Source organism: Bacillus sp. REN10 (genome assembly GCF_016820555.1).
Taxonomy (GTDB): Bacteria; Bacillota; Bacilli; order Bacillales; family Domibacillaceae; genus Bacillus_CE.
The window spans coordinates 282695-296694 of sequence record NZ_JADHDW010000003.1; the positions used below are offsets into that span (position 1 = coordinate 282695).

10 protein-coding genes and 2 other annotated features are annotated in these 14000 nt (G+C 40.9%); of the genes, 2 read left to right on the plus strand and 8 right to left on the minus strand.

Annotation, left to right across the window (positions count from 1 at the left end; translation table 11 throughout):
- Nucleotides 1-12: 12 nt before the first annotated feature.
- Both IRB43_RS06870 and IRB43_RS06875 read right to left on the minus strand, forming a co-directional pair.
- Complete coding sequence (locus IRB43_RS06870; protein ID WP_203362699.1) at nt 13-2832, minus strand: 2-oxoglutarate dehydrogenase E1 component; 2820 nt, start codon at nt 2830-2832, stop codon at nt 13-15.
- Nucleotides 2833-3421: 589 nt separating this feature from the next.
- Nucleotides 3422-5875, minus strand: a complete 2454-nt coding sequence (locus tag IRB43_RS06875) for an FAD-dependent oxidoreductase (RefSeq protein ID WP_203362700.1) — start codon at nt 5873-5875, stop codon at nt 3422-3424.
- A gap of 301 nt (nt 5876-6176) precedes the next feature.
- Here IRB43_RS06875 and IRB43_RS06880 point away from each other — a divergent pair, with 301 nt between their 5' ends.
- On the plus strand, nt 6177-6512 hold the full coding sequence (locus IRB43_RS06880) for a hypothetical protein (protein WP_203362701.1): 336 nt from the start codon (nt 6177-6179) through the stop codon (nt 6510-6512).
- Nucleotides 6513-6645: 133 nt separating this feature from the next.
- Here IRB43_RS06880 and trpA read toward each other — a convergent pair whose 3' ends face one another.
- Genes trpA through trpE form a run of 6 tightly spaced genes read right to left on the minus strand, consistent with a single transcriptional unit; the run spans nt 6646 to nt 13016 of the window.
- Nucleotides 6646-7434 carry a tryptophan synthase subunit alpha gene (gene trpA, locus IRB43_RS06885; RefSeq protein WP_203362702.1) on the minus strand — a complete coding sequence of 263 codons (789 nt, stop codon included), beginning with the start codon at nt 7432-7434 and terminating at the stop codon, nt 6646-6648.
- Nucleotides 7427-8632 (minus strand): tryptophan synthase subunit beta, encoded by a 1206-nt coding sequence (trpB, locus tag IRB43_RS06890; RefSeq protein WP_203362703.1) that lies wholly within the window; start codon nt 8630-8632, stop codon nt 7427-7429. Before trpB ends, trpA begins: the two co-directional genes overlap by 8 nt.
- Complete coding sequence (locus IRB43_RS06895; protein ID WP_203362704.1) at nt 8629-9243, minus strand: phosphoribosylanthranilate isomerase; 615 nt, start codon at nt 9241-9243, stop codon at nt 8629-8631. Before IRB43_RS06895 ends, trpB begins: the two co-directional genes overlap by 4 nt.
- A 10-nt stretch (nt 9244-9253) precedes the next feature.
- On the minus strand, nt 9254-10033 hold the full coding sequence (gene trpC / locus IRB43_RS06900) for an indole-3-glycerol phosphate synthase TrpC (RefSeq protein WP_203362705.1): 780 nt from the start codon (nt 10031-10033) through the stop codon (nt 9254-9256).
- A complete protein-coding gene (gene trpD, locus IRB43_RS18160) occupies nt 10030-11643 on the minus strand; it encodes an anthranilate phosphoribosyltransferase (protein ID WP_203362706.1) in 1614 nt (537 codons plus the stop codon). Before trpD ends, trpC begins: the two co-directional genes overlap by 4 nt.
- A complete protein-coding gene (gene trpE / locus IRB43_RS06910) occupies nt 11640-13016 on the minus strand; it encodes an anthranilate synthase component I (protein ID WP_203362707.1) in 1377 nt (458 codons plus the stop codon). Before trpE ends, trpD begins: the two co-directional genes overlap by 4 nt.
- A 66-nt stretch (nt 13017-13082) precedes the next feature.
- Nucleotides 13083-13288 (minus strand) — a binding site (T-box leader).
- 37 nt (nt 13289-13325) lie between these two features.
- Nucleotides 13326-13572 (minus strand) — a binding site (T-box leader).
- Between the two features lie 177 nt (nt 13573-13749).
- Here trpE and IRB43_RS06915 point away from each other — a divergent pair.
- Nucleotides 13750-13992 (plus strand): hypothetical protein, encoded by a 243-nt coding sequence (locus IRB43_RS06915; protein ID WP_203362708.1) that lies wholly within the window; start codon nt 13750-13752, stop codon nt 13990-13992.
- The last annotated feature ends 8 nt before the right edge of the window (nt 13993-14000 follow it).

The following is a 14000-nucleotide window of genomic DNA, read 5'->3' on the forward strand; positions in this document are numbered from 1 at the left end:
CCACTCGGCTACTTACTTCGTTAATGCTTCATTAAGAATACGTTCTTGTTCTTTCTTATGAACAATGGCATCCCCTACTGAAGGGCTTGAACGACGACGTCGACCAATGTAGCGAACTTTTGCACCATCTGGAGCTACATCGCGAAGTCTTGGATCGATATACGTCCAAGCGCCCATATTTTGCGGTTCTTCTTGCAGCCATACTAATTCCTTCACATTTGTAAAGCGTGATAAGAGAGCCGTGATTTCTTCTCTAGGGAATGGATATAATTCCTCCACTCGAAGCACATGCAACCAATCAAGTCCTTCTGTTTTGCTAATTCGCTCTGCTAAATCGATTGAAACTTTTCCGCTGCATAGAACGATTCTTTCCACTTTTTCTGGATTGCTTCCTAGTCTTGGTTCTTCCATTACTGGTTTAAAGGAGCCGGTTGTGAATTCAGAAGCTTTTGCTGCTGCTAAAGGATGGCGCAACAAGCTCTTAGGCGTCATAATCACTAATGGACGAACTTCTTCTTTTTTCAGAATAGAAGCTTGACGACGAAGAATATGGAAATACTGCGCAGTAGAAGAAAGGTTAGCTACTGTCCAGTTATTTTCAGCCGCACTTTGTAAGAAGCGTTCCACTCTCCCACTTGAATGCTCCGGACCTTGTCCTTCATATCCATGCGGTAACAACATAACAAGACCAGACTTTTGTCCCCATTTCGCACGACCAGAAGAAACAAATTGGTCAAACATTACTTGAGCCATGTTAGCAAAATCACCAAATTGAGCCTCCCAAAGAACTAAAGTCTCTGGAGAAAAGACATTATATCCATACTCATATCCGACAACCGCTGTTTCTGTGAGCGGGCTGTTAATTACGACGAACGAAGAATCTACACCTTCTAAATGATGAAGCGGCACATACTCTTCCCCAGTTTTCTCATCATGCAACACAAGGTTGCGATGAGCAAATGTACCGCGCTGAGCATCCTGTCCTGTTAAACGAATCGGTGTGCCTTGTTTTAAAATTGATGCAAACGCCAATGTTTCTGCATGACCCCAATCGATGTTGCCGTCTTTTTCAAACACATCAGCACGGCGTTTTAAAATACGATCAAGCTTTTTGAATACATTTAAATCTTCAGGCCAAGTTAATAGCTCGCTATTGATCTTGCTTAACTCTTCTGTGTCAACAGCTGTGTCGCCAGTCGGAAGCTCTTTTTCAACAAATTTCGGTGGATTCATAATGATGTCCGGATTGTCATCTTTTTTCGGAACAGTTTCAAATAGAGCTTTTAGTTTGTTCTCGTTATCACTATTTAATTGATCCGCTTGTTCTTTTGTTAAAACGCCGCGATCAATCAGTTTATTAGCATAAATTTCACGAACTGTTGGGTGTTGGTGAATCATTTGATACATCATTGGATTCGTTGTCATTGGCTCGTCCATTTCGTTGTGGCCGAAGCGGCGGTAACCAATTAGATCAATCACGAAATCTTTTCCAAAACGGTTACGATAGTCTACCGCCATAAGGGCCGCAGCTAAACAAGCTTCTGGATCGTCCGCATTCACGTGTACAATTGGTACTTCGAATCCTTTCGCTAAATCGGAGGCGTAGCGAGTAGATCTTGAATCGTAACTTTCTGTTGTAAAACCAATCATGTTATTCGCGATGATATGAATAGAACCGCCTGTTTGATAACCTGGAATTCTGCTCATATTAAACGTTTCACTGACAATTCCTTGTCCAGGGAACGCCGCATCCCCATGAATGAGTACAGCAAGTGCTAATTCAGTATTTTGTTCGGGTACTCCGTTTTTTGTCCGTTCTTCTTGCGCTGCACGAGTATATCCGGTAACAACTGGGCTAACTACTTCTAAGTGAGAAGGATTGTTAGCTAATGTCACACGTGTAACAGTCGCATCTTCTTGGTAATTGTGGTCAGCACCTAAATGATATTTAACGTCACCCGTCCAACCATATGTAGTCATTTTTGTTGAACCTTCAGGAAGAAGATTTTTGCTTGGTGCATGCTGGAATTCAGCAAAGATCATTTCGTAAGGTTTTCCTAAAATATGAGCGAGCACATTTAGACGTCCACGGTGAGCCATTCCGATGTTGATCGTTTTCGTTCCGTTTGCAGCAGATGTGCGCACAACCGCATCGAGAAGAGGAACCATCGCATCCAAGCCCTCAATAGAGAAGCGCTTTTGCCCTACGAAAGTTTTATGAATAAATTTTTCGAAACCTTCAACTTCTGTTAAACGTTTCAACAATTGAACTTTTTGCTCATTAGAGAATTTTGGGTAATATCCCGTTGATTCAATTTGTTTTCTCAGCCATTGCTTCTCTTCTAAATCGTGAACTTGGGCTAATTCAAAAGCAAGTTTATCTGTATAGACTTTCTTCAAATGTTGGATTGCTTCTAATCCATTTGTAACATGAGCAGGCGCATCTGGACATAAGTACTTAACAGGAACCTTTTTCAAGTCTTCTTCAGTTAAATCATATGTGCTTAATTCAATTCGCCGAGTATCTTTGTTACGGTCATTCAGTGGATTAATATCTGCCGCTAAGTGCCCATAAATACGAATGCTGTCCGCTAATTTAATTGCGTTAAATAGCGTGTGTAAATCTCCTTGTGATGCAGGTACAGCTGTTTGAACACCTTCTGCTACAGTCTCGTTAGCTACTGGTGCTCCCCACTCATCAAACATTTGCTTTAGTTCCGGATCAACTGATGCTGGGTCCTCTAAATACTGTTCATATACTTCCATCACGTATCCAAGGTTTGGTCCAAAGAATTTACTCCATGGATTCCCTTGGGCTGTCTGCATTTTCATTCTAAAAAACCTCCAACCATTTCGCCCATTAATTTTTACAATGAATAATTTTTTGTTCAGTTATTTTCTAAGAATGAAGTGGCAGTAGAAAATAACATAAAGAAATGAAAATAAAACCGCTTACAAGGACATCTTACCACTGAAGACTAATAATATAAAGTATTAACGCTTAATTTAGCAATTTTTTGTGACATTTTTAAATAGGCAAAAAAAATAGTATAAGCCATATGTTTTGTGCTAAAAACGTTATATCAATATACTTTTTTTTGCTGTTTCCCCGTATTTAAAACGCGGCATCTTTTTTTCATGTACCATCTTACTACTGTTACTTAGAAATTCCAATCCTTTTTTATAAAAATCTTAAATTAAATCGATCGGTTTTTTTTTAGCCTGTTTTTCCCTGCTTTAAAGGCGTTTTTTTCTGCTTAGTACCCTTCACTTCATTGTAGCTTATTTTCTTATTTTCTAAACATCTCCACATAAAGGAGGGAAGTGCTTCACTTGAATGTTTTTTTAACATTTCATCCATGTCAGGCAATCAGCAAATAAAAAGAACTGGCTAAAGTAAAGAGCCAGTTCTTCCAAGTCGTTAAATAAATAAATTTACATTTGAATCTTCAGCTTGACCGAGGTAAGAAGCCACCCCGCCGATTTGAACACCATCGATTAATTCATGCTCTTGAATCCCCATTACATCCATACTCATCGCACAAGCGGTAATTTCCACTCCAAGATCCATCGCCGTCGCCATCAGTTTTTCGAGACTGTCAACGTTTTTCTTCTCCATTACTGAGCGAATCATTTTCGCGCCCATTCCTCCCATATTCATATTGGAAATTGGAAGTTGTTTCGGTCCACGCGGCATCATTTTACTGAACATTTTTTCAATAAAGTCTTTCCCTTCTTGTGAGACTGCCTCTTCTCTCCGTAAAATATTTAAGCCCCAGAAAGTAAAGAACATCGTCACTTTTTTGCCCATGGCGGCTGCACCGGTTGCAATAATGAAAGAAGCAATCGCTTTATCAAGGTCTTGATCAAATACAACGAGCGTAGCACCTTTAGGGCTGTTGGCAGACACCTGAGTACTAGCTGTTAGCGCTTGACCATCTGTCCCTTTGCGAATGTATACAATCGTTGTTCCAGCCATTGTTTCATCTTTAAGGAACGTGTTGCCTGTTTTACTGCACCAAGCTTTCACATCAGAAATAAAACCCGGATCTGTCACTTTCACTTCTAACACTTCACCGTCATTCATTTGATTCATCGTTTGAAACACTTGGCTAATCGGTCCTGGACATTGAAGTCCGAGACAATTTAATTGCACATCTGCTTTTACATCACCTGTCATTGGTTCTATTGATTGTGTCATTGGCTGTTGTTCACCTTCTACTTTCATTTGAATTGGCTGTTGTCGCGCTTCTTGATCGCGTACCACCGCAGCATACATTTTATAGCCGCCACTTACGTTATAAACATCAAATCCATTTTCTTTTAATACATTAGATGCTAAATAGCCCCTTTGCCCAACTTGACAAGATACATATATAGGTCGATCTTTAGAAATTTCATCTATTCTCGCTGTCAATTCACCCAGCGGAATATTTTCACTTCCTTTTATATGCCCCATTTCGCGTTCAAACGGTTCGCGCACATCAATGACTGTACCACCATTGGCTACTACTTCATCAATCGTTAATACATGAGCCGCTTTCATTCCTCTTTCTACAATATTGCCTGCCACATAACCAAGCATATTGACGGGATCCTTCGGTGTAGAGAAAACAGGGGAAGAGATGAGCTCAAGGTCCTGCAAATCAAAGACATTCATCTTCGCTTTGATCGCTGTGGCCAGCACATCGATTCTTTTATCTACACCTGTTAATCCAATCGCTTGCGCACCGTAAATTTCTCCTGTTTCCGGATGAAACGTCATTTTTAATGTGATGGGACTTCCACCAATGTAATAGCCCGCTTGAGAAGCTGGGTGAATATGAACGACTTCGTATGGGATGTTCATTGCACTTAAGGTCTTTTCATTTTGACCTGTCGCAGCAACTGTTAAATCAAAGACCTTTGTGGCTGTCGTGCCGATCGAGCCACTATATTGCACGTTCTTTCCATAAATATGATCCGCTACAGCTCTTCCTTGACGGTTGGTAAAAGAAGCAGACGACAATCCATTAGACTCAACGACAGCACCAACGGCATAAATCGCTGAATCCGTTGTTTGTAAGTTAGTGTTAACGCTCACCCCACCATGTTCTCCTATTTCTAGTCCCGCTTGTTTCGCTAGTTCACTTTCAGACGTAAGACCCATCGCGACGATCGTCATATCACTTGTTAGAACAGTTCCATCTTGTAACGTTAATTGTTGCCCTTCATTATTCATACGACGGACTTGTTGACCTAAGACAACATTGATATCTTGATCACGTAATTTTTGATGCACAAGTGCAGCCATTTCTTCATCAAGAGCTGGGGCTAGTTGTGAATTCTCTTCAATAATGGTTACTTGTAACCCGCGCTTTTGTAAGTTTTCAGCGAGTTCAATCGCAGTCAAACTTCCACCAAGGACAACAGCTTGAGCTGGCTCTCTTTCTTTCATCCAGTTTTTAATCTCATCTGCGTCTGGAATTGTTTTCAATGTAAACACATTGTTCGCTTGATCGATACCCGGAATATTAGGAATAACCGGCGTAGCACCTGTCGCTAAAATTAACACATCATACGTTTCTTCGTACTGTTCACCCGTTTTCACATGTTTAGCCGTAATCGTTTTATTTGAGCGATGGATGTTTGTCACTTCTGTTTCGATGCGAATATCTAAATTATATCTTTTCGTCATTCCTTCTACTGTTTGGGCCAGTAAAGAATCGCGTTGAGGGACCATGTCACCGATGTAATAAGGCAACCCACAGCTCGCATAGGAAATGTATTCTCCTTTTTCAAATAAGACAATTTGCGCCTCCAGATCTAACCGACGTAAACGAGCGGCCGCTGTTGCTCCTGCAGCTGCTCCACCGATAATTACAATTTTCTTCATTGTCTATTCCTCCTCATATACTAATGGGGGTATTTTAAATAATAAAATAATGCCGCTTATTATTTGATATTTGTATCTTACTCGCTTTTTTTAATTTTGTCAAATACCCCTGTGTGTATTTTTCATCAAATGAACCTTTTTTTCTGGAAAGATATTGTTGGTATAATAGATAAATAAATTTACATATTGCGAAAGTGAGGAGAAGTGGTGAAAAGAGCGTTTCTCCGAAGATTTTTATTATGATTGTGGAGATGAGGAAGCCCCCTTTGGAAGTGACGAAGGAAGCGATACTCTAGCTATCTTGTCAGAAATCATCAGAAAAAATCCTCAGTTAGATTTTTTAGATTTTCCGCAAAAACTTATTGAAGAGGAGTGGGGAATGGAATATATTCCAGCGGATACATTCACCAGGCAGGAAATAGACAATTTGATGAATACAAAAGAAATGGATATGATACAAAGCGACATGGTGACTTATGCCTCGGTTTTTGCTCAAATTAAACTTACAGGAAAGTTGGACGAACGATTACAAGAACGGGCAGTTCATTCAATGAAACGTTTAAAAATAGCATGTAAAATTGAAACATCTGACGTGATAGATAAAATGATAGAAGATCTTTCATCATTTTCAAATTAGACATTTAGTCTTGTAAATAAAAATGCTGCTTTGGAGGGTAACTTCTATTTATCTACCCTCCAAATTCCATATTATATCTAAAGCACACCCTCGTACCTAGCTTTACAATAATCGTGACGATTAGATCTTTCTATCATTCATGTGCATGTAAAACAGGTTCAGGCAATAATTTGGCAATCTCTTCTTGCTTACCTTCGTGAAATAGCTGAACGATTTGACTGCCGACAATTACTCCATCACAATGTTGCCCTAGTTCTTGTGCCTGCTCTCTTGAAGAAACACCGAACCCAGCAAGAACAGGCACTTTCGCTTCTGCTTTGATTCGCTGCAAAAATTGATATACCTCCTCTTGAAAGTTAGATCTTACCCCTGTAATCCCTTTAATCGTGACAGCATAAATAAATCCTTCTGCCCCTTCTGTGATACGCTTTATTCGCTCTATTGGACTTGTTAAAGTCACTAAACGAATCAGTGCGAGATCATGTTGATCCAATGAAGATTTTACTTCCTCCTCTTCTTCCAGCGGCACATCCGGAATAATGACACCGGATACCCCTGCTGATGCCGCATCATGAGCAACTTGTTCGACTCCATATCGGTAGACAGGATTGAAATACGTCATTAACACAAAAGGAATGTGGAGGTCATTTTTTATGTTCCGTAGTTCATCTAATACTTTCTTCAAGGTCACTTTTTGCTGTAGGGCTCGTTTCCCAGCTTCTTGAATAACCGGACCATCTGCCACCGGGTCTGAAAAAGGAATGCCTACTTCAATCAATGTGACTCCAATCTGTTGCAAATAAAGCATTTGATCCTTCAATTTATTTAAGCCACCATCGCCTGCCATAATATAAGCAACAAAGGCTTTTTTGTTTTTCTCATTCCGCGTTTGGAAAGCAAGCTTTATCTTTTCTTTACTCATTGTCTTCTCCTCCTAATCTCTCTTGAATCGCAGCTACATCTTTATCTCCACGTCCCGATAAGCAAATGACCACTGTCTCTTCTTTTGACATCGAAGCCGCGAGCTTGACTGCATAAGCAACTGCATGAGAGCTTTCAAGTGCAGGGATAATGCCTTCTGTTTGCGTCAATAGTTTAAACCCTTCTAGTGCTTCTTCATCGGTCACCGCTTGATAGTCCACTCGGCCAATCTCTTTTAACAAACTATGCTCAGGACCTACCCCTGGATAATCTAAGCCCGCAGAAATGGAATGCGCTTCTTGGATTTGACCGGCTTCATCTTGCAATACATACATTTTGCTTCCATGAAGAACACCAATGGAACCTTTTGTTAATGACGCGGCATGCTGCTCCGTTTCCATTCCGTTACCAGCGGCTTCCACTCCATATAACTGAACTTCTTTATCATCAATAAATGGGTAAAACATTCCCATTGCATTGCTTCCTCCACCAATACATGCGACAACCGCATCAGGGAGCCTTCCTTCTTTTTCGAGCATTTGTGCTTTTGTTTCTTTTCCGATGACACTTTGAAAATCGCGGACCATTTGCGGAAACGGATGTGGGCCAAGGACGGACCCCATAATGTAATGAGTATCCTCTACATGAGCGACCCAATAGCGCAGGGCCTCATTCACCGCATCCTTCAATGTCCCGCTTCCTTGACTAACACCGATCACTTTTGCTCCTAATAGCTCCATTCGGAACACATTTAACTGTTGCCGTTTAATATCTTCTTCTCCCATAAAAATGACACATTCAAGATTAAGCAAGGCACAAATGGTCGCTGTGGCCACCCCATGCTGACCGGCACCCGTTTCGGCTACGACTTTTCTTTTTCCCATTCGAACCGCAAGCAGCCCTTGACCAATCGTATTGTTAATTTTATGAGCACCTGTATGATTCAAATCTTCGCGCTTTAAATAAATCTTCGCGCCACCAATTTTTTCAGTTAAATTCCGCGCAAAATATAGCGGATTTTCTCGGCCGACATAATCTTTTAAGTACCTGTTTAATTCTTCGATGAAGGATGGATCTTTTTTTGCTGTTTCATATGCTTCCTCTAACTCAATTACCGCCTGCATTAATGTTTCTGGTACATACCTACCTCCAAACTTTCCAAAATGCCCTTTTGAATCTGGTTGTGTATATATAGTCATCGTCGACAAACTCCTTTCACTTGATCAATAAATGTTTTCATTTTTATAAAGTCTTTAACACCCTTTGTTTCGACGCCACTCGAAACATCAACAGCCGCTGGGTCAATCGTTGTGATCGCTTCTTGTACATTGTCAGGATGAAGGCCACCTGCTAAAATGAGCCTTGTGCGATCAAAAGTTTCATTCGCAAGTAAATTCCAATCAAATGACGTTCCATTTCCTCCTCGATACGGACCTTTGGCGCTATCTAGTAAAATTAAGTCCGCTGGATAAGCAAGCACGTCTTGGATCGACAACTTTTCGGAATAACTAAACGCTTTAATGACTGGGCGCGTTAATTTTCTTGCGTATTCTGGCGGCTCCTCTCCATGCAGCTGAATGATATCGAGAGAAGCGGCCTCTGCGATTTCCTCTACTCGTTTGACGTTTTCATTGACAAACACACCTACTTTTAACGGACCTTTGTGTAAATGATCCGATATGGCAGCCGCTTGTTCAGCTGACACTTGCCGCTTACTTTCGGCAAAGACAAACCCGATATAATCCGTCCCTATTTGTTGAGCATATAATGCGGTGTCTATGTCTTGGATCCCGCAAATTTTCACCTTCACCTTACTCACCTCACAGCCTAATTTTTAATTCTTCGATGGTGCGAGGAATATCACTGCTCTTCATCAATGTTTCACCAACTAAAATCGCCCTTACCCCTGCATCTCGAACACGTTCAACCTCTTCCTTCGTTTGAATTCCACTTTCTGAAACAAATACCAGGTCTGGCTGATGATACGATTGAAGCAAGCGTTCAGTTGTCGCTAAATCGACTTGAAATGTATTTAAATCACGATTATTAATACCAATGATCGTTGCATTAATCGCTAGTGCCCGTTCCATTTCTTCCTCATTATGCACCTCTAATAGGACATCAAGCTCCCGTTCTGACGCATACTCATATAATTCTTGAAGCTTCTCTTGGCGAAGGGCAGCAGCAATGAGTAAGATCACATTAGCCCCAGCTTGTTCCGCCCGATCAATTTGAATGGGGTCGATGATAAAATCTTTACAAAGAATCGGTACATTCACCTTCGCATGAACGCTTCGCAGATCGTCCATCGTCCCTTTAAAAAATGGTTCATCGGTTAAAACAGAAATAGCATCTGCTCCACTGCTTTCATACAGTTGCGCCTGTTGTTGTGGATTGACATTTAAATTGATCGCTCCTTTAGAAGGAGAAGCTCGTTTGATTTCAGCAATCAGACTCATCGTAGTAGATTGCATGCACGATTCATACAAGGAATTCCTTTTTCTACTTGAAGACTTCACTTGTTTTTGAACATTCCCTTTCAATTGTTCAACTTCCTCTTTCTTTTTTGCCAATATTCTGTCTAATATAGTGATTGTCATCCTGTAATCCCCACTTTCTGTTGCCGTTTCGAATGCTCAATTAAAAAATGTAATTTTGATAAAGCGGCTCCTGAATCAATGCTTTCCTTCGCTAGCTGAATACCTTTTTGAATGGTTGATACCTTTCCATTCGCAAACAATCCAATACCCGCATTTAATAATACCGTATCGCGCGGAGCTCCTTTTTCTCCTTCCAACACTCGTTTTAAAATATCCGCATTTTCTTTTGCTTCTCCCCCGCGAATCGCTTCTAGGCCATATGTTGGCAATCCCACATCTTCTGGTGTAACGATTATTTTCTTCTTCTGCCCTTCCTCTAGTAACATCAAATGGTTTTCTCCAGCGAGTGAGGCTTCATCCATAAATCCTGCTCCATTAATGACCACCGCTCTTTTCCGTCCGAGTCGATCGAGAACATTCGCCATCATATCAAGCATATCGCGGCGATAAATGCCTAGTAATTGCGTATCGAGCTCGACGGGATTTGTTAACGGGCCAATCAAATTAAAAATTGTTGGGATTTTCAAATCTCGCCTAACCTTCATCACTCGCTTTAATTTTGGATGAACATGAGGAGCGAACAAAAAAGCGATCCCGTTTTCTTCTAATAAATAATCTGTCTCCCCTTCTAAATAATCGAGAGAAATCCCTAAATGCTCAAGTACATCGGCACTCCCTGTTTTACTAGAGACACTACGATTTCCATGCTTCGCGACTTTCACTCCTGCTCCCGCAAGAACAAATGCGGATGTTGTACTAATATTAAAGCTTTGCGAGCCATCGCCTCCCGTTCCACAGTTATCCATCACATTCGTAAACTGTTTGCCGGTTCCAAGAGAGTTTCTTCTAAGGACATTGACTAAAGAAGCGATTTCATCGACTGTTTCACCCTTTGATTTCAATGCGACTAGCAAAGCGGCAATCTCTCCTTCTGTTGCATCTTCTTGTAAAATTTCTTCGATCGCATTCATCATTTCCTCTTCCTCAAGCGCTTGTTGATCCGCCAATTTGAGCAAATAGTGCTTCATATTTTTTTCCTGTCTGTACTGTCTAAAGAATTGCTGAACGAGCTCGGTGCCTGCTTTTGTCCCGATTGATTCTGGATGAAATTGCAACCCATACACCGGATATTCCTTGTGACGAATGGCCATGATTTCTTCATCATCCGTTGAAACGGCAAGCACTTCTAACTTTTGTGGTAAGGTCGCTTTCTCGACAGACAAGGAATGGTAGCGCATCACCGAGATCGGGCCATTAAATGATGAGAAAAGATCTTTCCCTTCATGTTTGATCAATGACACTTTTCCATGCTTAATGGTTTTTGCTTGCACGATATCCGCTCCAAAAGCGGCCGCAATCGCTTGATGTCCAAGACAAATCCCTAAAATCGGCATGCGATGATAGAAGCTGCGAACGACTTCCATACAAATCCCTGCTTCTTTCGGTGTGCCTGGACCCGGTGAGAGCACAATCGCTTCCGGCGCCATTTTTTCAATTTCCTCAAGCGTGCATTCATCATTGCGAACCACTCGCACGTGCTTCCCTAAAGAAGCGATTTGTTGATATAAGTTATACGTAAAAGAGTCATAGTTATCGATTAATAAAATCATGATTTAACCTCCAATAATGCTTTCGCTTTATGCATCGTTTCTTCATACTCTGCTTCTGGGATAGAATCATACACAATCCCTGCGCCCGCTTGGACATACGCTTTATTTTCTTTGACAATCATTGTCCGGATCGCGAGGGCGAAATCTAAATCGCCATTCGATGAAATATAACCTACCGCTCCGGCATATAATCCTCGCTTCACACCCTCAAGTTCATTGATGATTTGCATCGCACGAATTTTAGGAGCTCCTGATACCGTACCAGCCGGCAAACAAGAGGATAACGCTTCTACAGGGTGGATCTCCGCTTGAAGTGTGCCACTGACTTCTGACACGATATGCATCACATGTTTATATTTTTCAATCTTCTGATATTTCGTTAAATGAACACTTCCGATTTCACACACTTTTCCAAGATCATTTCGACTTAAATCGACGAGCATGCGGTGTTCCGCTATTTCCTTCTCATCGTTGAGCAACTCTGTTTCAAGCGATTGATCCTCCTGCTCGCTTTTTCCTCTTCTCCTTGTACCAGCAATTGGATTCGTGACCACCTTTCGACCTCTCACACTAATTAAACTTTCTGGAGAAGCGCCGAGCACTGTATAGTCCTTAAAATCTACGAAAAACATATAGGGAGAAGGATTCGACGTTCTTAGCTTTCGATACAAAGAAAAAGGATTGCCGGTAAATTCAGACGAGAGCCGTTGGGACAACACCACTTGAAAAATATCGCCGCGAATAATATGATCTTTCGCTTTGTTCACCATTTCGCTAAATTGTTGTTTCGTCAAATTGCCTTGAAACTGTAGCGACTCAATTCCCTCTATGTAAGGAGGGTTGACCTGTATGCTGATTATTTGCTCATACTCGGTGATTTCTTCTTCTAGCTCTGCTTCACTCCGATCTCCGAAAAGATCAACAGCGACAACTGTCACTTTCTGAAGTACATGATCATACACCACAAAGGTCGAATAAAACATAAAATGAACATCTGGCATCTGTAGCTCATCTTCCAACACATCGCCAATCACTTCATCGAGAAACATTACATCATAACCGATATATCCAACTGCTCCGCCGAAAAAGGGAAAAGGCTGTGCTTCATTTTGTACTTGTAGCATTTCTTTTAGTTGTTTCAAGCTATGCCCTTGGAATTGTTCGACCGTTTCTATTTGATGGTCGATCACCTCGATTGCTGTTCCTGTTGCTCGATATTCTTTCGTTGGATTCATCCCTAAAAAAGAATAACGTCCACTTTGCTCATGCTTATAAGAGCTTTCTAGTAAAAACTTTTTCTCACCTTTCATTTGATGATAGAGCATAATCGGGGTCAGCATATCCCCTTCAAGTTCTTTTAATTTATAGTTCATCGTCTTTCACCTCATTAATATTTGAAAATAAAAAAAGTCCTCCATAGTCATGCAGTTTTCATGACTATGGAGGACGATCATACCGCGGTGCCACCTCACATTGGAGCAATCATCGCTCCCTCTTTTACATCCTGTTAACGGTGGAAACCGGGTAGTCATTTCCTTCTACCACTCACAAGTCCATTCAGTCAGCTTGTGCGTACCGGCTCTCACCTATTCCGGCTCTCTGTTACGCATCCCTCTCACTTACTCTTCTTGATCATCGCATTATCATTATTTTATATTTAAAAACACAAAAAGACCCCCATCGCAAAGGACGGGAGCCGTGGTGCCACCTTTATTGATTGTTTTCACAATCCACTCAATCTGCATCGAAGCAAAAATGCTTGAATGCATGTCTTTTGTAACGATAAGACATTCGCCAGAGCCTACTGCCAAGATGGGTTCGGTCTGGAAGCTCGGAAGGCCATTCACTGTCACTCCTGCACCGGTTCTCACCAACCACCAGCTCTCTGAAGCATTCATGACAACTACTCTTCTTCGTCAGCGCTCATTTCATGTACGTTCAAATTGTTAAGGTAATCATATTACACTAATATTCAGAAAGTCAATAGTTTTTTCAAAAAATCTTTTCTATTACAAAAATCTTTCCTATTAGGGATTTCCTTCAAAAAACATATATCTTTTGTATCGATTTAATAGTAAAATTGACATATGTGTGTGAGGTGTTTATATGACAGTATATGTAGCAAGACAACCAATATTTAACAAAAAAGAAGAAACAGTGGCCTATGAGTTACTTTATCGCAATCAACAAGGACAAACATTTGCAGATATATCAAACGGGGATCAAGCTACCATGGAGCTGTTAAAAAACAGTATACTCCATATTGGAATGGATCAATTATCAGAAGGAAAAAAGCTGTTTATTAACTTCACTGAAAATTTATTACTAAGTGCCCCCCTGCATTTTTAGAAAAAGAC

Excerpts from the sequence above, each read along its gene's own strand:
- IRB43_RS06915 (WP_203362708.1), top strand. The coding sequence starts at position 13,750 with ATGACAGTATATGTAGCAAGACAACCAATATTTAACAAAAAAGAAGAA.
- IRB43_RS06870 (WP_203362699.1), bottom strand. The coding sequence starts at position 2,832 with ATGAAAATGCAGACAGCCCAAGGGAATCCATGGAGTAAATTCTTTGGA.
- trpA (WP_203362702.1), bottom strand. The coding sequence starts at position 7,434 with ATGAGTAAAGAAAAGATAAAGCTTGCTTTCCAAACGCGGAATGAGAAA.
- trpC (WP_203362705.1), bottom strand. The coding sequence starts at position 10,033 with ATGACAATCACTATATTAGACAGAATATTGGCAAAAAAGAAAGAGGAA.
- trpB (WP_203362703.1), bottom strand. The coding sequence starts at position 8,632 with ATGACTATATATACACAACCAGATTCAAAAGGGCATTTTGGAAAGTTT.
- trpD (WP_203362706.1), bottom strand. The coding sequence starts at position 11,643 with ATGATTTTATTAATCGATAACTATGACTCTTTTACGTATAACTTATAT.
- IRB43_RS06875 (WP_203362700.1), bottom strand. The coding sequence starts at position 5,875 with ATGAAGAAAATTGTAATTATCGGTGGAGCAGCTGCAGGAGCAACAGCG.
- trpE (WP_203362707.1), bottom strand. The coding sequence starts at position 13,016 with ATGAACTATAAATTAAAAGAACTTGAAGGGGATATGCTGACCCCGATT.